8 protein-coding genes are annotated in these 21,801 nt (G+C 32.8%); 1 reads left to right on the forward strand and 7 read right to left on the reverse strand.

The annotated features are described in order from the left end of the window. Nucleotides 1–182: 182 nt before the first annotated feature. Nucleotides 183–1,772 (forward strand): peptide chain release factor 3, encoded by a 1,590-nt coding sequence (locus ACNQF6_RS03375; protein WP_417963797.1) that lies wholly within the window; start codon nucleotides 183–185, stop codon nucleotides 1,770–1,772. Between the two features lie 456 nt (nucleotides 1,773–2,228). Here the strand turns inward: ACNQF6_RS03375 and ACNQF6_RS03380 are convergent, their stop codons facing one another. The 7 genes from ACNQF6_RS03380 to rpoB form a co-directional block, all read right to left on the reverse strand. Next, complete coding sequence (locus tag ACNQF6_RS03380) at nucleotides 2,229–3,755, reverse strand: RagB/SusD family nutrient uptake outer membrane protein (protein ID WP_417963257.1); 1,527 nt, start codon at nucleotides 3,753–3,755, stop codon at nucleotides 2,229–2,231. An 18-nt stretch (nucleotides 3,756–3,773) separates the two neighbouring features. Beyond that, on the reverse strand, nucleotides 3,774–6,797 hold the full coding sequence (locus tag ACNQF6_RS03385; RefSeq protein WP_417963259.1) for a SusC/RagA family TonB-linked outer membrane protein: 3,024 nt from the start codon (nucleotides 6,795–6,797) through the stop codon (nucleotides 3,774–3,776). 1,016 nt (nucleotides 6,798–7,813) lie between these two features. Then, nucleotides 7,814–11,974 (reverse strand): two-component regulator propeller domain-containing protein, encoded by a 4,161-nt coding sequence (locus ACNQF6_RS03390; RefSeq protein WP_417963261.1) that lies wholly within the window; start codon nucleotides 11,972–11,974, stop codon nucleotides 7,814–7,816. Nucleotides 11,975–12,220: 246 nt separating this feature from the next. After that, nucleotides 12,221–12,580, reverse strand: a complete 360-nt coding sequence (locus ACNQF6_RS03395; protein ID WP_417963263.1) for a hypothetical protein — start codon at nucleotides 12,578–12,580, stop codon at nucleotides 12,221–12,223. Between the two features lie 352 nt (nucleotides 12,581–12,932). Further along, nucleotides 12,933–13,244, reverse strand: coding sequence for a DUF3467 domain-containing protein (locus tag ACNQF6_RS03400; RefSeq protein WP_073354716.1), 312 nt, complete (start codon nucleotides 13,242–13,244; stop codon nucleotides 12,933–12,935). A gap of 3 nt (nucleotides 13,245–13,247) precedes the next feature. Continuing rightward, the gene (gene rpoC, locus ACNQF6_RS03405; protein ID WP_417963265.1) at nucleotides 13,248–17,561 is read right to left on the reverse strand and encodes a DNA-directed RNA polymerase subunit beta'; all 4,314 of its coding nucleotides are present in this window, start codon (nucleotides 17,559–17,561) and stop codon (nucleotides 13,248–13,250) included. Between the two features lie 249 nt (nucleotides 17,562–17,810). After that, on the reverse strand, nucleotides 17,811–21,623 hold the full coding sequence (rpoB, locus tag ACNQF6_RS03410) for a DNA-directed RNA polymerase subunit beta (protein WP_417963267.1): 3,813 nt from the start codon (nucleotides 21,621–21,623) through the stop codon (nucleotides 17,811–17,813). Nucleotides 21,624–21,801 lie beyond the last annotated feature (178 nt).

Genomic DNA, 21,801 nt, shown 5'->3' on the forward strand with positions numbered 1-21,801 from the left:
TAAATACCATCAAGGCTGTCTGAAAAGGCAGCTTTTTTTATCAGTAATTGCATCTTCGCAATTCTAATATTCAATTAAAATCGCCTGAATTGCAACTTCAAAACCTACCTACTCCATTTAGAGTATACAATTTTTTTAATTGGCATTTATAAATAGTACTTTTGCAAACTATTTATACAAATATGGGCTTTTTAGAAGAAATACAACGCAGAAGAACTTTCGGGATTATCTCACATCCTGATGCCGGAAAAACAACACTTACTGAGAAACTCCTCCTTTTTGGTGGTGCGATTCAAGAAGCAGGTGCCGTAAAAAATAATAAGATTAAAAAAGGCGCTACTAGTGACTTTATGGAAATTGAACGCCAGAGAGGAATTTCGGTTTCTACCTCAGTTTTAGCATTCAATTATAAAGATAAAAAGATAAACATACTCGATACTCCAGGACACAAGGATTTTGCCGAGGACACTTTTAGAACTTTAACTGCTGTTGACAGTGTTATTGTTGTAATTGATGTTGCCAAAGGTGTTGAGGAACAAACGGAGAAATTAGTAGCTGTTTGTAGAATGCGAAAAATTCCAATTATTGTATTCATCAACAAATTAGACCGAGAAGGAAAAGACGCTTTTGACTTGATGGACGAAGTGGAACAAAAACTGGGATTAACCGTTACGCCATTAAGTTTTCCAATAGGAATGGGTTATGATTTTCAGGGAATTTACAATCTATGGGAACAAAACATCAACTTATTTAGTGGTGACAGTCGGAAAAACATTGAAGAAACCATCGCTTTTTCAGATGTTCAAAATCCAGAATTAGAGAAAATTATCGGTCAAAAACCCGCTGACAAATTACGAGAAGAGTTAGAGTTAATAGATGAAGTATATCCTAAATTTGATCGTCAGGATTATTTAGACGGAAAATTACAACCTGTATTTTTTGGTTCGGCATTGAATAATTTTGGAGTAAGAGAATTATTGGACTGTTTTGTTCAAATTGCTCCATCACCAAGAGCAAAAGATTCTGAAACACGATTAGTAGATCCTAAAGAAGAAAAAATGACTGGATTTGTTTTTAAAATCCACGCCAATATGGATCCAAAACACAGAGACCGTCTGGCCTTTATAAAAATTGTTTCTGGAACTTTCGAAAGAAACAAACCCTATTATCATGTTCGTCAAAAAAAGAACTTAAAATTTTCTAGTCCAAATGCTTTTTTTGCTGAAAAAAAAGAAATAGTAGACATATCCTATCCTGGTGATATTGTTGGATTACATGATACCGGAAATTTTAAAATTGGTGATACGTTGACCGAAGGGGAAATCATGAGTTTCAAAGGAATTCCAAGTTTCTCTCCGGAACATTTCCGATACATCAATAATGCCGATCCAATGAAAGCCAAGCAATTGGATAAAGGAGTCGATCAGTTAATGGATGAAGGTGTTGCGCAGTTATTTACTTTGGAAATGAACAATCGAAAAATCATTGGAACGGTTGGTGCACTTCAATATGAGGTAATTCAGTACCGTTTAGAGCATGAATATGGTGCAAAATGTACCTATGAAAATTTTCCTGTTCACAAGGCTTGTTGGGTAAAACCTAACGACCAAAAAAGTGAGGAGTTTAAAGAATTTAGAAGAATTAAACAAAAATTCTTAGCTCATGATAAGTACGGACAATTAGTATTTCTAGCTGATTCTGACTTTACAATACAGATGACACAAAATAAATATCCGAATGTGAAATTATTTTTTACTTCAGAATTTGAATAACGTACTTTAATAAAAAATGTCTATTCCTGAGAAAGTGATACCGAATTAATTAAAAATCAAAGTATAATTTTAAAGAGGCTGTCAAAAATATATTTGGCAGCCTCTTTAGGTTTTAATAAGTTACCATTTTAAAAGCCACTAGACATTTGGACATGTTAACATGTTAACTTAGCAATCATGGAAAATCTTAATTTAAGCTCCTGAAATAAGTGCTTAAAATTTACGACAAAGCTTTAAAAAAGAAAGCGATTCAATTGAGTCCGAATGATTTTCTGGAATTAAAACATTTAAACAGATATAAAAAATATTTATTGATGAACAGAATGGGATTTAAATACTGCTTACATTCTCAGTTTTTATAATGCCTAAAATATAAAATACGACCATTAAAAAAAAAACTGCCCGAAAATCACTTTTCGAGCAGCCACCATTAACAAACAAACTTAACAAATTATATTAATAACCTGGATTTTGATCTGCAATCGTTAATGCTTTATTTTTAGCAATTTCTGATGCAGGAATTGGATATAAATTATTTTTAGAAGTGTACCCTTTGCTTGATAACTCAGCATTAGCTTTTCCCCATCTTACTAAATCCCAAAAACGCTGTCCTTCAAAAGCTAACTCCAAGAATTTTTCATTTACAATAGCGTTAAACAAATTTGCACCTGTTAAGGTCGCAGACACATCAGCTAATCCTGCTCTTTTTCTAATTTTGTTTAATTCTATTCTTGCATTACCATCTTGACCTTCCTTATTGTAAGCTTCGGCGGCAAGCAACAATACTTCAGCAAATCTAAATAATCTCAAGTTTGTACCATAATTTGCTTCTAAAACACCACTAGCACTTGTTTCTGAAGCACGTGGAGCATATTTTGTTCTAATACCTCCTTCATAGTCCCAAGGGGATCCTGCTTTACTTCCACCAAATGAAACAAGTTCTGCTTCACTCATTACTGTAGCTCCTTTACGACTTACATCTCCTGCAGCATCAAACGCACTTAATATTTTTGCTGTAGGCAAGTTAAAGCCCCATCCATTTCTCAATCCAGTACCCGTCAAATTAAAGTAACCATCACCACGAGGACCCATTAATTGTATAAATATGTTACTTTCTTGACGACCAGCAAGATTTGCAGTAGTAAAATTGTAACCTTTTGTAGTAATAAAGCCTACTTCAAATAAAGACTCTTTTCCAAATTCTGAATCTTTTAACCAAACTTTTGAAACGTCTGACTCTAAACCATGAGCGGGATTATCTATTACTGCTTTTAAATACGGAATTGCAGCAAGAGTTTTTCCTTGAAATACCAAAACTTTACCTAATAATGCTTGAGCAGCTCCTTTTGAAACTCTAAAATTATATTTAACCGCGCTTTTATCCGGCAAACCAGCAATAGCAACAGCTAAATCAGCTTCTATTTGAGCATAAATTTCTGCTCTTGAACTTTTTGGTTTAGCAAAAGCTTCAGCGCTAATTGTTGTAGGGTTTTCTAAACGCAAAGGCACATCTCCCCACATAGTTGTTAGCTCAAAATAACACCAAGCTCTCATAAACTTTGCTTCTGCAATTGCAAAGGCCTTATTGCTTAAGTTACCTGCTTCCACCTTCTCTATAATAGTGTTTGCAAGTGCAATTGTTTTATATTCCTTATTCCAAACACCTTCCAAAGAGGGATTAGAAATAGATATATTTGAATAATCATCAATATCTTGTAATTGCTTTTGATCTGTTGCATTACCACCACCAGCATTAGCCTCATCACCTGGTAACACTTTAATAAAAAAAGCTGAATTCCAGGCCTGATCATTATTAAATTGTACTAGGTCATACAATCCAATTAAAGCTTCTTCCGTATTCTTTTCGTTATTAAAAAAAGTCGTACTCTCCAGCACACCTACAGGTTTTACCTCGGTAAAATCTGAACTACATGATACAGTTACAAAAAATATAACCGTAACACAATATATTATTTTTTTCATATTTAATGTTTTATTTTATTAAAATTCAAGTGATAAACCAAATAATATTTTAGCAGCTACTGGATAATATCCTCTATCTACTCCTATACTATTATCAGAAAAACTTCCTGCTTCAGGATCTAAACCATTATATTTAGTAAAGGTGAAATAGTCATCTAAAGAAATATAAGTTCTTAGTTTTTTTAATTTCATTTTATTTGAAACATCCTTAGAGAAATTATAACCTAATTGAATTTGTTTAATTCTCATATAAGAACCATCTTTTACTACTAAATCAGTATCATATGCAGATGTTGCATATTGAGCAGCTGGATAAGATGCAATATCTCCTGCTTGTTGCCATCTACCGGTAAAAAATTCAATTGGGTGATTGGTAAGCGGTCTTGAAGTCTGGTGGTAAGCTTCAAAAATATCATTCCCTTGTGTACCTTGAACTCTAATGTTTAAATCAATGCCTTTATATCCAAATTGAATATTTCCTCCAAAAAGAATATCAGGATGAGGTGAACCGATTTTTGTTTTATCGTTTGATGTAATTCCAGGAACACCATCGGTATCTACAATTTTTATTTGTCCTGTTGCAGAATCTATACCGTCAGTTTCATATCCGTAGAAATACCATAATGGTAATCCTTTTTGGAAACGAGTTACACCATCATTGTTTTGCGGTGCCAGTGCACCTATTATAAAACCATTGTCACCTACAAAACTAATATCGGTAACTTCATTACGCAAGGTTGACAAATTAAGGTCTATACCATAACTAAAACCACCCGATGTTTTATCACTGTAACCCGCTTCAAACTCAAAGCCTTTATTTTCAACTGTTCCAGCATTAATAGAAGGAACTCCTACACCTAAAGATGGAGGTGCAATGATATTTCCATTCACAAGAAGTAAATTTCTAGTTGTTTTAACATAATAGTCAACTGAAAAATTTAGTCTATTATTTAATGCTCGTAAATCTAAACCTAAATCCAATTGTTCAGAACGTTCCCATTCTAAATTGGTATTTGGTAAACTCCCTGGAGTAATACCCGTTTGACCCTCGTAAACAACCGGAACTGTTAAAGCGGTTTCTGTTGCTACAGTTTGGAATATTAAGCTGTTTATGTAAGTACTTAAATTGTTATCACTACCATTTTGTCCCCAACTAGCTCGTAGTTTTAGATAATCAATTTTCGAGCCTTCTTTCCAAAAATTTTCCTTAGATACTAACCAACCAGCAGAAGCTGCAGGGAAATACCCTGATTTTTTTGTAGTTGGAAAAAAACTAGAAGTATCATTACGCAACGAACCTTCTAGTAAATATTTTCCCATATAATCATATGAAATTCTTCCAAAAACTGAGCTCCCCCTTTTTTCAACAATACTACCACCAATTACATCATTGTTGCGATTAGCAAAGTCAAAGTATGCAAACTGGTCTGTTTGATCATGAATTTCCGCCCCGCGTAAAGAATAAAATGGACTCTTAGTTTTCTCAGATGAATACCCCAATAATCCCGTTAAATTATGATTTCCAAATTCTTTAGTGTAGCTCGCAAAATTTTCCCATAACCATTTTGAACTTCTTGAAATCTGATTCGTTAATGTTACAGTAGAATTTTGAGCTTCTGACGATACAACCCAAATAGGACTCCATCTATTATCAAACGTATTTGTTCGTTCATATCCAAATCTAGAGGTAAATGATAAACCTTTTGCTAAATTCAATTTAGCAAACACCGATGTTAGAATTTTATCCGTATCAATACCTCCTCTAAAAGTGTAATTTGCTAATCCTACAGGGTTCACAGCCTCACCCGTTGCATAAGTTGGGTATCCGTAAACATTACCATTACCATCTGTCATAGCTGTTCCTGCAGCTACTCCAGCTAAAGCTCTTGCTGGTAAAGTTCCTGTATAAATTACGGGTGTTAGTGGATCCATAACTAAAGCTTGCGTTACAACTCCAGCTGTTGAATTATCTTCAGTAATAGGAGAAGACCCTATATTTGAATAAGTCATATTAGTACCTATTTCTAACCAATCATTGACTTGAGATTTAAGATTAAGTCTTCCTGTAAATCTTTTATAGTTTGAATCTTTACCAACAACTCCATCTTGATCCATATAGGAGCTTGAAAAATAGAAAGACGTTTTCTCGTTCGCTCCAGAGATACTTAAATCATGTCTTTGTGTAGCTGCCTTGTTGAAAGTTTCATCTATCCAATTTGTATTAATGCCGTTATCAACTACATTAGTTCTTCCTGCCTCTTGGAAATAAGTTACAAATTGAGACGCATTCATCAACTTCATGTTAGACCTAACGGACTGAGTACCTATTTGAGTACTGTAGTTAACTATTGTTTCTCCTGGCTTACCTTGTTTAGTTGTAATAATGATAACTCCATTTGCTCCTTGTGTACCATAAATTGCAGAAGATGCTGCATCTTTTAAAACCTCCATGTTAGCAATGTCATTTGGAGAAATATTATCTATAGAACTCACTTTCATTCCATCTACAATATATAATGGATCTGAATTTCCATTAGAACCTGCACCTCTAATTCTAACTTTAGAACCAGAACCTGGAGCCCCAGATGAAGAAACTACGGTAACACCTGATGTTTTACCTTGTAACACAGACTCAACACGTGCTGACGAAGAATTTTGAATATCAGCAGAACTAATACTAGAAATTGCCCCTGTTACTAAACTTTTCTTCTTAGCCCCATAACCTACAACCACAACTTCGTCTAATACTGCTGAATCATCTTCCAACACTACATTAACTGGTGATGTCCCACTGTATTTAATTTCTTGGGATTTAAAACCTACAAAAGTGAAGACTAAAACATCTCCATTTTTAGCATTAATTTTAAAAGCTCCATCAAAATCTGTTTGTGTTCCTCCAGCAGTACCTTTAACCAATACATTAACACCTGGGATAGGGCCTGTTTTATCCGATACAGTACCCGATACAGTTTGAGCATAAATAATACTTCCAAATAATAAGAATACTGGAAGTATTAGTTTTTTTAGCAGTTTGTTTTTCATAAAATTTAGTTTGGATTAATATTTTTTTTTGGTTAGTTAAAGCACTATGAGATTTAATTTTAAAAAATGCAGGCTCAATGTGAATAGTAAAAAATGCAAGGAGAGCATCATAGTAGTATTTCAACAAATTAATTCCATTCAGAAATTCAAATTCCATAGTTTGACAAATGTTAAGAAAATACCAAAATTTAAATATCAATTTTAAAGCAATAACTATAATTTTTAAAGCTATTAGCTATTTTACTACCATTTAAGCGATATTTTTATAGACAATGCAACAATTTTTATAGTATTATATTCCATTTTAACTTAAATACATCCCTTTGTAAACGATCTTCAATAATTTTTCGATTATATAATTAATTCATTTACATATCCAATAGACCATTAGAAGCCCCTTAATTAATCGTTGTAGACAGAAGTGTTTTTCCCAAAATCCCAAACACAAATATGCGTGGTTCATCAAATTAGTAACGCTTAGAAGAACAACTGTAAGCAATTGCTGCAGATATAAAACTATCATGAAACACAACAAAACAAGTCACAGAGCTAGCTTTAAACGATTCTACCAACAAATCGGAAACAATATATTTATGTTCTCAAATTCTAGCACGATAATCCGAAGAAACTAACGACATTTTTTGACTTTCCAATTGCAATCCGAAAAATCATTTATGCTTCAATTTTATTAAAAATTTTACTGGTAAAATCCAAAAATACACAACAATAAATTGTCATTCCTTACGGATGAGTCAACTCTAAAATCAATTTTTTTTGTATTAAAAGAGCAACCTACAAATAGTCTCGACTCAAAATTAGGGAGTTGTTTTAACCAATTTACCCATATAAAAAGTGAGGCTTCGATTATATAATCGAAGCCTCACTTTTTTAACTTACACACTTTTGGAGAGCGTGTCGTTTTGTTACATATCCATTTCGCTTACACACTTTTTACAATGGTGTACTTAGCTGTTTAAGAGTGCTCTACTTTATTTTACAATCAACTAAACCAACCATCAGAGCTCGTTTTTTTTAATTTTAACATCTGTAGGTTTTATACCAAAATAACTCTTAAAGCATTTTGCAAAATAAGAAGGGGAAGAAAATCCTATTTTATAACATACTTCGCTAATACTTAAATTGTCCTTTTCCAAAATTTGTTTTGCTTTTTGAAGTCGAACATTTCTTAAAAATTCATTAGCGGTTTGGTTGGTGAGCACTTTAATTTTTCTATAAAACTGGCTTCTGCTCAATTTTAATTGAGTAGCAAGTGATTCTACATTTAAATCCGGATTACTAATATTCTCTTTAATGTAGTTTAACACTTTCTCAATAAATTCTTTATCTAAGGATAATGTCTTAGTTCCCTCAGGTACTTCACTAATTAAACTAAAATATTTATTAAAAATTAACTGCCTGCTGGTTATTAACTGGGACAAGCGCAGCCTTAACAAACGCATATCAAAAGGTTTAACCATATAAGCATCTGCCCCCACTTCAATACCTTCTATTCTATCTTCAATTTCCGTTTTGGCAGTAAGCATTAATACAGGAATATGACTTGTTCTTAAATCACTTTTTATATTTTTACAAAAATCAAACCCATCCATTTCTGGCATCATGACATCTGTTAATATAATATCCGGAAGAAACTCATTAGCTAAATTAATTCCACTTTTTCCATTATTAGCAACTAAAACCTTATACTCATTTTCAAGCTCATTTTTTAAATAATCTCTAAGTTCGTAATTATCCTCTACTATTAACAATGTATATTTATGTAGATTTTCATCTATATCAATTACCTTTCCCTTTTCTATTTCAAAAATTGTAAGTGTTTGTTCCTTTTTAACTTGAGCCCCTTTACTATTTAAAAGTATTTCATTATCATCAAAATGAGACCTACCCGCAGGCAATATTATTGTAAAAGTAGTTCCTTCTCCTACTTTACTGTCAACTTTAATTTCGCCTTTATGTAACCTAACAAAATCTCGAACCAATCCTAAACCAATTCCTGTACCACCGTAATAACTTTTATTTAAATTTTCAACTTGATAAAAACGCTCAAATATTTTTTCCAATTCTCCTTTTTCAATGCCCGGACCTGTATCAGAAACAATAATCTCCACTACTTTTACCCCCTCAGTTTTACTTATTAAAGGTAAATGGAATAACTTATCTGTTGATTGGAGGTTGATATTGATTGTCCCTCCATTTGGGGTTACCTTAATAGCATTTGATAGGATATTGAAAATAATTTTTTCCAACATATCTGCATCAACCCAAACTGATAGAGCATCTACATCTGAATCTAAATCAAATTCTATTCCTTTGATCAATAATTCTTCTCTAAAATGGATTACAACATCTCTTAAAAAATCCACTAAATTTAATTTTACAGCTTTAACCTTTAATTTATTTGATTCAAGTTTTTTAAAATCTAATAGCTCGTTTATCAACCTATAAAGTCTATTGGTGTTTTTGTGAATAATATTAAGTTTTTCTTTTGTTCTCGTTGCGAGATTTAAGGTATCATCTCTAACAATATCGTCAATAGAGTTCATAATTAAGGTAAGTGGTGTTCTTAATTCATGCGATATATTAGTAAAAAACTGAAATTTTTTTTCATTTAAAGCTTTCTCTTGCAATCTTTTATTTTCTTCTAAAATTATTTCTTTATTTTTATTCAACCTGATAAGCATCTTCTTATTAAAATAATAGCCCCCAAAAAACAACATAACAACATAAGAAAACAAAGCCATATTTGACTTCCACCAAGGCGGTAAAACAGTTATTTTTAGTTCTAATATTTCTTTATTCCATTTACCATCACTATTGGCTGATTTTAATTTAAATATATAATTACCCGGTTCTAAATTTGTATAAGTTGCACTTCTTAATCTACCAACATAATTCCATGATTTTTCTAAACCTTCAAGATAATAAGCATACTGATTTTTTTCAGGTCTTGTATAGTTAATGCCTGTATATTCGATAGTAAATACAGATTGGGTATTATTTAAAGTAATACTATTCGTTTCACCAATGGCACTTTCAAGGGGCGAATCTATCTGATTAATACTAACTGTTTTATTAAACAACTTAAAATCTGTTAAATATAACGATGGTAAAACATTATTAACGTTAATACTTGAAGGATTGAAATAATCTAGTCCAAAATAATTACCAAAATAAATGATTCCTTGTTCATCTCTAAAAGTAGCATTACGGTTAAAATCATTAGAAAGCAGTCCATCATTTTTTGTATAATTAGTAAACATATTGGTTTTAATATCCAGTCTTGTAACCCCAGAATTTGAACTCAGCCAAATATTCCCTTTTAAATCACCAATAATACCTACTATATTATCGGCTTCTAAACCATCTTGTTTGTTATACCATTTAAAACGATCTGTTTTAACATTGTATTTACACAAACCAGCGCCTTTTGTTCCAATCCATATTGACCCGTCCTTTCCTTCATATAGTGACAAAATGTCCTCTGTTTTTGCATAATTTTTAAATTCTTTAGACATTCTTTTAGCCATTGATACAATAGAAAACGTATTACTTGCTAACTTTTTAATCTTGAACAAACCTATATTTCTTGTTGCTACCCAAAGATTATCATTACTGTCAGCCAATATTTTAGTTACATAACTATCTAAAATACCAGATTTAAAAAATGGCCCTGATCTGTAATTTATAAATTTTCCTATATTGGGATTAAACGAATGCAACCCTTTATCCCAACTAGCAAACCAAATAGTTCCTTCTAAATCTTCTGTAATACTTATAATATTATTGGAAGTTAAACCTCCACCGGTATTATTTACAGTGAAATTGATAAATTTTTTATCGCCATTCTTTAAAAAATATAACCCTCCGTTCCAAGTACCTGCCCATATGTTTTGTTTACTGTCAATGAGTAATGTTTCAACATAATTATTAGTTAGCCCCGAAATTACCTTGTTTTCCGTAGGGCCAATATGAGTATATTGACTCGATTTAGGATCAAAAATATCAATACCACCTCCATCCATTGCTATCCAAAATTTATTAAATCGATCTTTTACAATAGCAGTAACAGAACTTATTTGTAGTGAATTAGGAATACCAGATATGCTTTCTAGATTTTCAAACTTATCATATAACTTGTCGTAAACACCAATTCCTGCATTATAATACCCCATCCATATACGTTCATTTCGATCTAAAAACAAAGACCAAATAGAATTAGATAAAATATTTTTTCTTTCGGATTTACTTGATATATAATGATTTAAAATTTTTCCATTACCATCAATATGAAATAACCCATCATTCTCCGTACCGCACATTAAGGTTTTGTCAGGTAAATTAATAATTGATAAAATTCGATTTTGTGAAATTGGAAAATGATTTATCTCAAATAGAGGATCTTTAGAATTGTTCTTAATTTTAAATAAGCCTGAGGGCATTGTTCCAATCCATATATTATTCTTTTCTATTAATAAACATTGAATAGCGTCATTAATAGACTTAACACCTTCTTTATTTTTAAAAATAGAACGTCTTAACGAATTTGTTTTGGTGTCAAATTCTTTCAGACCACTTTCAGTTCCAGCATATATCTTTCCCTTAGAATCAACCTGAAGTGCATTTATAGTATTAGTAGAAGTTGAGTTAGATCCTTGACATACTATTTTTTCAACTTTAAAATTATTTAAATTCATCTTAAATAATCCGAGTTCTAGAGTACCAATAAATAAATTCCCCTTTTTATCTCCTATCAAACTCTTAACCAAAACTTTTACTTTATTTTTTTTGAATTCGGATAAAAGAATTCTTTTAAAACAATCATTCTTGTAGTCATATAAGTTGAGTCCTTCGTCTGTCCCAAACCATAATCTGTTTTTATTATCAAGATAAGAACAATTGACAGTATTATTACTTAATGAGCTAGGATCATTTGGTTTGAATTTATATGTTTTGTAATCATTACCGTCAAATTTATTTAATCCATTTCCACTGGTACCTAACCAAATAAAACCGTAATGGTCTTGAACTATAGTTTGTACACCGATTTGGGAAATGCTTTCCTTTATATTAACAAATCTATACTTTTCAATTGGCTTTTGAGACCGAATAGCTAAGGAAAAAAATACTAAACAACAAACAAGAAAAAAAAATTTCATATTACTAACCCATTTTAAAACCAGATATAGATAAAATTAACATTTAAATTTTACAAATCATTAAAATTATAGTAACATATCAATATTATCACATTTAATAATTATTTTGTCTATTAACTGCAACAATAATTTAGGAACGACAAATTAAATTGTGTGTGGTTATTTCAACACGAGACAGACACATAAAAAAAAACGCTAATTAAAAAATTAGCGTTTTTTTGTATACCTTTTAAAATAAACCTCCACTTAAGACATCATACTGTCAGTATCTACTGCTTTCTTTAAAAAAGCTTTTATTAACAAACGGTTTGGAGCAGAACCAGATGTTATAACCTGTATTTTTGTACTCGAACTTTCTGAAGATATTGTGCCGTTTGGACCTTGTTTAGTCCCCATAAACCATAATACAAAATTCATAGTATTTGAAGAAGAAGTTGCTAAAACATTTTCTTTTTTTACATTACTTTTAACTTCAATCGTACTATCATCTACTAACTTTTGTGCAGATTGACCAAATACTGATACGTTTGACATTAATATAAAAACAAACAGTATCAAGAGATTTGAAATCCCTTTAGTGTTAGCTTTTAAAGTAAAATATTTCATAACAATTCGTTTTTTTTGGATAGATATAGTTTAATTCCCTATCTCGAGAACGAAAGTATATCATTTATTTACCAGCAAAAAATATTTTCGATGAAGCACCTTAATAATCGTTTAAAACACAAACTTGTTATTAAACACCTGAATTTAAAGGTTTCTTAATGTCTATTTATCAAATAAAGAGTAATATATAATTTCTATAGAAATTGTACATTCAGGAGTGAATAATAGTGAAATATTGAAGAGATACTATTATCATCTTAAATCAAAAAACACAAAACTAATCGTTACGTTATAAAAGAAAGAATTAATGTTTAAACAAAAAAAGGCTCCATTTTCTGGAGCCTTTAAAATATTATGCTTGTCCTGCCGGACCAAAATTAAGCGGTATTGGTGCTTGTTCAGTGTCTTTTATTTCGCCATGAGCGACTTCAAAACGGTGAATATTTTCTCCTATTGCTTTCAACAATCTTTTAGCATGTTGTGGTGTTAAGACTATTCTTGATTTCACCTTTGCTTTAGGAATACCAGGCATGATGCTTACAAAATCTAAAACAAACTCTGATGAAGAGTGATTTATTATTGCTAAGTTTGAATAAATTCCTTCAGCAATTTTTTCATCTAGCTCAATATTAATTTGCTCTTGTTGTTGATTAGAATTACTCATATTTTAGTAAATATATTCTTCTTTGTTAGCCATCATGTCGTTATAATCTTCTTTCGAACCTACAATTGTATTGTCATATTCTCGCATACCTGTTCCGGCAGGGATTCTATGTCCTACAATTACATTTTCTTTCAATCCTTCTAAGTAATCGATTTTACCTGCAACAGCAGCTTCATTCAATACTTTAGTAGTTTCTTGGAAAGATGCAGCAGAAATAAACGATTTAGTTTGAAGCGATGCTCTTGTAATACCTTGTAAAACTGGTGTTGCCGTTGCAGTAACAACATCACGAGCTACAACAAGATTTTTATCTGTACGTTTCAATAAAGAGTTTTCATCACGCAACTCACGAGGCGTAATAATTTGTCCTTCTTTTAAAGCACTAGAATCTCCAGCATCTTCAACTACTTTCATACCGTATAATTTATCATTTTGAACGATAAAATCTTTAGTGTGAATTAATTGATCTTCTAAGAATAAAGTATCACCTGGATCCTGAACTCTTACTTTACGCATCATTTGACGTATTACTACTTCAAAGTGTTTGTCGTTGATTTTTACCCCTTGTAAACGGTATACTTCTTGAATTTCATTTACCAAATACTGTTGAACAGCTGCTGGTCCTTGGATTCTTAAAATATCATCCGGAGTAATTGCACCATCAGATAAAGGCACCCCTGCTCTTACAAAGTCATTTTCTTGAACTAGAATTTGGCTTGATAATTTAACCAAGTATTTTCTAACGTCACCAAATTTAGATTCGATAACAATCTCACGGTTACCTCTTTTAATTTTTCCAAAAGAAACAACACCATCAATTTCAGAAACAACAGCTGGGTTTGAAGGATTACGAGCTTCTAACAACTCTGTAATTCTAGGTAAACCTCCAGTAATATCTCCTGATTTAGAAGAACGACGTGGAATTTTCACCAATACTTTACCTGCTTTAATTTTCTCACCATTTTCAACCATCAAGTGGGCTCCAACTGGTAAGTTATAAGAACGAATTAATTCCCCTTCTTTACCGTAAACCAATAAAGTTGGAATTAATTTTTTAGCTCTAGATTCAGAAATTACTTTTTCTTGGAAACCAGTTTGCTCATCAATTTCAACCATGAATGATTGACCTTGCTCTAAATCTTCGTAAGCAATTTTACCAGTAAACTCAGAAACGATAACTCCATTATATGGATCCCATTTACAAATCACATCTCCTTTAGTAACAGATTGACCATCTTTAACGAAAATACTAGAACCGTAAGGAATATTATTTGTACTTAATAAGATACCTGTTCTTTCATCAATTAATTTCAATTCCGTAGAACGAGATACAACAATATCAACTGCATTACCTTCGCTATCTTCACCTTTAACAGTTTTCAAATCTTCGATTTCAAGCTTACCAGCAAATTTGGTAATAATACTTGATTCCTCTGAAATACCACCCGCAACCCCACCAACGTGGAATGTACGTAATGTCAACTGTGTACCAGGTTCTCCAATAGATTGTGCTGCAATAACACCAACTGCTTCTCCTCTTTGTGTCATTTTACCAGTAGCTAAATTTCTACCGTAACATTTTGCACAAATACCTTTCAACGCTTCACAAGTTAATGGTGAACGCACTTCCACTTTCTCGATTGGAGAAGCGTCAATTGCTTTCATTATAACTTCAGTAATTTGTTGTCCAGATTGAATTAAAACTTCATTATTCAAAGGATTAATTACGTCTTGTAAAACAACACGTCCTAAAATTCTTTCTCCTAATGATTCAACAATTTCCTCATTTTTCTTCAATGCTGAAACTTCAACACCTCTTAATGTACCACAATCTTCGATGTTTACAATAACATCTTGAGATACATCATGCAATCTTCTTGTTAAGTATCCAGCATCGGCAGTTTTAAGAGCCGTATCCGCAAGTCCTTTACGAGCACCGTGAGTAGAGATAAAGTACTCAAGGATAGAAAGACCTTCTTTAAAGTTAGAAAGAATCGGGTTTTCAATAATTTCACCACCACCAGCAGTCGATTTTTTAGGCTTAGCCATCAAACCACGCATACCTGTTAACTGACGAATCTGTTCCTTAGAACCCCTCGCCCCAGAATCAAGCATCATATAAACAGAGTTGAAACCTTGTTGGTCTTCTCTAATATTTTTCATTGCTAATTCTGTTAACTGAGCATTTGCAGAAGTCCATACGTCAATAACTTGGTTATAACGTTCGTTATTAGTAATTAGACCCATATTATAATTTACAGAAATACCTTGAACTTGTTCTCTGGCATCTGCAATTAATTTAGGTTTCTGATCTGGAATTCTAATATCCCCAAGAGAGAATGACAAACCACCTTTGAAGGCAAATTTGTACCCCATGTCTTTCATGTTATCCAAGAAAGCCGCTGTTGTAGGTACATCAGTTGAACTTAAAACGTGTCCGATAATATCTCTAAGGTTTTTCTTAGTCAATACATCATTGATATATCCAGCTGCTTCTGGTACTACTTCATTAAATAATACACGACCCGCAGTAGTTTTAATGATTTGGTAAACCAACTCACCTGCTTCATTAAAATCTTTTGCTCTAATTTTCACAGAAGCATTCAATTCTAATCTACCTTCATTCAAAGCAATATTTACTTCTTCAGCAGAATAAAAAGTGATTCCTTCTCCTAAAATTTTAAGCTCTGGAGTAGATAAACGTTCTTTGGTCATATAATATAGACCCAAAACCATATCCTGAGAAGGTACCGTGATAGGAGCTCCATTTGCAGGATTCAGAATATTGTGAGAACCCAACATTAATAGTTGTGCTTCCAAAATAGCTTCTGGTCCTAATGGTAAGTGAACTGCCATTTGATCCCCATCAAAATCCGCATTAAATGCAGTACAAACTAAAGGGTGCAATTGGATTGCTTTTCCTTCAATTAATTTTGGCTGGAATGCTTGAATACCTAGTCTGTGCAAAGTAGGAGCACGATTCAGTAATATTGGGTGACCTTTAATTACATTTTCAAGGATATCCCAAACTACAGGCTCTTTCTTATCTATTATTTTCTTAGCTGATTTTACAGTTTTTACAATTCCTCTTTCTATCAATTTACGGATAACGAAAGGTTTGTATAATTCTGCTGCCATATCTTTTGGGATACCACATTCAGATAATTTCAATTCAGGTCCAACAACAATTACCGAACGAGCAGAATAATCCACACGTTTTCCAAGTAAATTTTGACGGAAACGTCCTTGTTTACCTTTAAGGGAATCAGATAATGATTTTAATGGTCTGTTTGATTCTGTTTTTACTGCAGAAGCTTTACGAGTATTATCGAAAAGTGAATCTACAGATTCCTGCAACATACGTTTTTCGTTTCTTAAGATAACTTCTGGAGCTTTAATCTCCATTAATCTTTTCAAACGGTTGTTACGTATAATTACACGACGGTATAAATCATTTAAATCTGAAGTTGCAAAACGACCTCCATCAAGTGGCACAAGCGGACGTAATTCTGGTGGAATAACTGGTACCACTTTCATAATCATCCATTCCGGACGATTCTCACGGTTCAAGTTAGACTCACGGAAAGATTCAACAACTTGTAATCTTTTTAACGCTTCAGTTTTACGTTGTTTAGACGTTTCATTGTTAGCGTTATGTCTTAATTGGTAAGACAAGGCATCAAGATCTATTCTTGCTAATAAATCCATAATACACTCTGCTCCCATTTTGGCAACAAACTTATTAGGATCAAAATCATCAAGATACTGATTGTCAGCAGGAAGTGTATCTAAAATATTTAAATATTCTTCTTCTGTCAAAAAGTCTAGTCTTTGCAATGATTCACCTTCTGCATTTTTAGCGATACCCGCTTGGATTACTACGTATCTTTCGTAATAGATAATCATATCTAATTTCTTAGATGGAAGACCAAGGATATAACCAATTTTGTTAGGAAGAGAACGGAAATACCAGATATGAGCAATTGGCACAACAAGATTGATGTGACCTACTCTGTCTCTACGTACTTTTTTCTCAGTTACTTCTACACCACAACGGTCACAGATGATCCCTTTGTAACGTATTCTTTTATATTTACCACAAGCACATTCAAAATCTTTTACTGGTCCGAAAATACGTTCACAGAAAAGACCATCACGCTCTGGTTTGTGCGTTCTGTAGTTGATTGTTTCCGGCTTCAATACTTCGCCTCTTGATTCTTTCAAGATAGATTCAGGAGAAGCAAGTCCGATTGAGATTTTATTAAACCTTTTTACGGGGTTTTTATCTTTATTGTTATTATTTCTATTATTCATCATAGTTTTTACTATTGATTTATTTGCAATTAAAAAATTGATTTTATGGAGACCTAGCCATACTACTTCTCAACATATTACCTCGGATTACTTCTCTAAACTTCAACAAATTTTTGAAGTGCTAATTATAAAATCTTTTGAGATTTTATAAAAAATCGGAACGGTTTACGGGTCTAAATCCTAAAAACTCTTATAAATGAGTAATCAGTTTTCAAGTATTGCTACCTAAAAACTGAATACTGAAAACTTTTTTTATTCTTCTAAACGAATGTCAAGTCCAAGACCTTTCAATTCATGCATCAATACATTGAATGATTCAGGTAATCCTGGTTCTGGCATAGATTCACCTTTTACGATTGCTTCGTAAGTTTTTGCTCTACCGATAACATCATCAGACTTCACAGTCAAGATTTCTCTAAGTGTACTTGATGCTCCATAAGCTTCAAGTGCCCAAACCTCCATCTCTCCAAAACGCTGACCTCCAAATTGAGCTTTACCTCCAAGTGGTTGTTGTGTAATCAACGAATATGGACCTATAGAACGTGCGTGCATTTTATCGTCAACCATGTGTCCAAGTTTCAACATGTAGATAACTCCTACTGTCGCAGCTTGATGGAAACGCTCTCCTGTACCACCATCATATAAATGTGTATGTCCAAAACGTGGTATTCCAGCTTCATCAGTCAATTCATTAATTTGATCCAAAGTTGCTCCGTCAAAAATTGGTGTAGCAAATTTTCTACCCAAGTTCATTCCAGCCCAACCAAGTACCGTTTCATAAATTTGACCAATGTTCATACGTGAAGGTACACCTAATGGGTTCAACACGATATCAACTGGTGTTCCGTCTTCAAGGAAAGGCATATCTTCATGACGAACGATACGAGCAACAATACCTTTGTTACCGTGACGTCCTGCCATTTTATCCCCAACTTTCAGTTTACGTTTTTTGGCAATATATACTTTAGCTAGTTTCAAGATTCCTGCTGGCAATTCATCTCCAACTGTAATAGTGAATTTCTCTCTACGTAATGCACCTTGTAAATCGTTCAATTTAATTTTATAGTTATGAATTAAATCATTCACCATTTTATTAGTTGCATCATCAGCAACCCATTGACCTTTACTTAAGTGAGCAAAATCTTCAACAGCATAAAGCATTTTTTGAGTGTATTTTTTACCTTTTGGTAAAACTTCTTCACCCAAATCATTCATTACACCTTGTGACGTTTTTCCGTTTACGATCAAGAAAAGTTTCTCTACTAATTTGTCTTTTAATTCAACAAATTTAACTTCAAACTCCATTTCAAGTGCTCCTAAAGCATCTTTATCTTGAGTACGTTTACGTTTATCTTTTACTGCTCTTGCGAACAATTTTTTATCTAAAACAACACCATGTAAAGAAGGAGACGCTTTTAATGAAGCATCTTTTACATCACCTGCTTTGTCCCCGAAGATTGCACGAAGCAATTTCTCTTCCGGAGTAGGGTCTGATTCTCCTTTTGGAGTAATTTTTCCGATAAGAATGTCACCAGGTTTAACCTCGGCACCAATTCTGATCATACCATTTTCATCTAAATCTTTTGTAGCTTCTTCAGAAACGTTCGGTATATCGTTCGTTAATTCTTCGTTACCTAATTTAGTATCTCTAACTTCTAATGAATAATCATCCACGTGAATAGAGGTAAAAATATCGTCACGAACTACTTTTTCAGAAATTACAATCGCATCCTCGAAGTTGTATCCTTTCCATGGCATAAATGCAACTTTTAGGTTACGACCTAAAGCTAATTCACCATTTTGAGTCGCATATCCTTCTGATAATACTTGTCCAGGAATCACTCTGTCCCCTTTTCTTACGATAGGTTTAAGGTTGATACTTGTACCTTGATTGGTTTTTCTAAATTTAATTAGATTGTATGTTTTTTCATCTGGCTCAAAACTCACCATTCTTTCTTCCTCAGAACGATCGTATTTGATAGTGATGATATTTGCATCTACATATTCTATAACTCCGTCTCCTTCAGCATTAATCAATACTCTAGAATCAGAAGCTACTTGACGCTCTAAACCGGTTCCAACAATTGGGGCTTCAGGACGAATTAATGGTACGGCCTGACGCATCATGTTAGATCCCATCAAAGCTCTATTCGCATCATCATGTTCCAAGAAAGGAATCAAAGAAGCGGAGATAGAAGCAATTTGATTTGGAGCAACATCAGTATAATCAACTTTTGTTGGTTCAATTACTGGGAAATCACCTTCTTGACGTGCAATTACGTCTTCGGCAGTAATTTTTCCTGTAGCATCCATCTGAATGTTTGCCTGAGCAATCATCATTCCTTCTTCTTCTTCTGCGCTTAAGTACACCGGAGTAGACACTAAATCTACCGTTCCATTGGTTACTTTACGATATGGTGTTTCAATGAAACCCATTCCGTTTACTTTAGCATAAACCCCAAGAGATGAAATCAAACCAATGTTTGGTCCCTCAGGAGTTTCAATTGGACATAAACGTCCATAATGAGTATAGTGAACGTCACGTACTTCAAATCCGGCTCTTTCTCTCGAAAGTCCACCTGGTCCTAGTGCAGATAGTCTTCTCTTGTGCGTAATCTCGGCAAGTGGATTCGTTTGATCCATAAACTGGGACAACTGGTTTGTTCCAAAGAAAGAGTTGATAACAGAAGATAATGTTTTTGCATTAATCAAATCTATTGGTGTAAACACCTCGTTATCTCTAACGTTCATTCTCTCACGAATGGTTCTAGCCATACGCGCTAAACCAACACCGAATTGTTGAGACAATTGTTCTCCAACTGTTCTAACACGACGGTTTGATAAGTGATCAATATCATCAATCTCTGCTTTAGAGTTAATCAATTCGATCAAATATTTTACAATAGTTATGATATCTTCTTTGGTCAAGACTTGCTTTTCCATAGGAGTATCTAAACCTAATTTTTTATTTATTCTATAACGACCTACCTCACCTAAGTTGTAACGTTGGTCAGAGAAGAACAATTTATCTATAATACCACGAGCCGTTTCTTCATCAGGCGGTTCAGCGTTACGTAATTGTCTATAAATATGTTCAACCGCCTCTTTTTCAGAGTTTGTTGGATCTTTTTGCAATGTATTATGAATGATAGCATAATCACCTTGATTAGCATCTTCTTTGTGTAACAAAATAGATTTAACGTTAGAATCAATGATTTCCTCAACATTATCTTTGTCGATAATTGTATCTCTATCAAGTATTATTTCGTTACGTTCGATAGAAACAACTTCACCAGTGTCTTCATCTACGAAATCTTCATGCCATGTATTCAATACACGAGCAGCTAATTTTCTACCGATATATTTTTTCAGACCTGTTTTAGAAACCTTAATTTCTTCGGCAAGATCAAAAATTTCTAGAATATCTTTATCTCTTTCAAAACCAATTGCTCTAAAAAGAGTGGTAACTGGTAATTTTTTCTTTCTGTCGATATAAGCGTACATTACACTATTAATATCTGTAGAAAATTCTATCCAAGAACCTTTAAAAGGAATTACTCTGGCAGAATACAATTTTGTTCCATTTGCATGGAATGATTGACCAAAGAAAACACCAGGAGATCTGTGTAATTGAGAAACAACTACACGCTCAGCACCATTAATAACAAAGGTACCACTCGGTGTCATATAAGGAATTGTACCAAGATAAACATCTTGAACAATAGTTTCAAAATCTTCATGTTCTGGATCTGTACAATATAGTTTTAACCTTGCTTTTAAAGGCACACTATAGGTAAGACCTCTTTCTATACATTCTTGAATAGTATAACGTGGTGGATCTACAAAATAATCAAGGAATTCTAATACAAAGTTATTTCTTGTATCAGTAATTGGGAAATTTTCCATGAAGGTGTTGTAAAGCCCTTCGTCACCTCTTTCGTCAGATTTAGTTTCTAATTGAAAAAAATCTTTAAACGATTTAACCTGAACATCTAGAAAATCTGGATAGTCAGGAATATTTTTTGTAGAGGCAAAATTCAATCTTTCAGTCTGATTTGTTAGCATCAATGGACAAAATTTTGATTAAAAAAGTAATTTTTGGTGTAAATAAAAAATTCATTTACATTTAAATTTCACAACCATTACATCTTTAAAAAATCAATTTAAGATAACTACTTTCTTATTATCTATTGATTTATTTTCTCGTAATGGGTAAAATAATTGTACTTAAAAGTATAAATTG

Origin of the sequence: Flavobacterium pasteuri, from assembly GCF_048286615.1 — a bacterium.
In the GTDB taxonomy this organism is placed as follows: domain Bacteria; phylum Bacteroidota; class Bacteroidia; order Flavobacteriales; family Flavobacteriaceae; genus Flavobacterium.

Coding starts and splice junctions, on each gene's coding strand:
- ACNQF6_RS03375 (WP_417963797.1), top strand. CDS start 183: ATGGGCTTTTTAGAAGAAATACAACGCAGAAGAACTTTCGGGATTATC.
- ACNQF6_RS03380 (WP_417963257.1), bottom strand. CDS start 3,755: ATGAAAAAAATAATATATTGTGTTACGGTTATATTTTTTGTAACTGTA.
- ACNQF6_RS03385 (WP_417963259.1), bottom strand. CDS start 6,797: ATGAAAAACAAACTGCTAAAAAAACTAATACTTCCAGTATTCTTATTA.
- ACNQF6_RS03390 (WP_417963261.1), bottom strand. CDS start 11,974: ATGAAATTTTTTTTTCTTGTTTGTTGTTTAGTATTTTTTTCCTTAGCT.
- ACNQF6_RS03395 (WP_417963263.1), bottom strand. CDS start 12,580: ATGAAATATTTTACTTTAAAAGCTAACACTAAAGGGATTTCAAATCTC.
- ACNQF6_RS03400 (WP_073354716.1), bottom strand. CDS start 13,244: ATGAGTAATTCTAATCAACAACAAGAGCAAATTAATATTGAGCTAGAT.
- rpoC (WP_417963265.1), bottom strand. CDS start 17,561: ATGATGAATAATAGAAATAATAACAATAAAGATAAAAACCCCGTAAAA.
- rpoB (WP_417963267.1), bottom strand. CDS start 21,623: ATGCTAACAAATCAGACTGAAAGATTGAATTTTGCCTCTACAAAAAAT.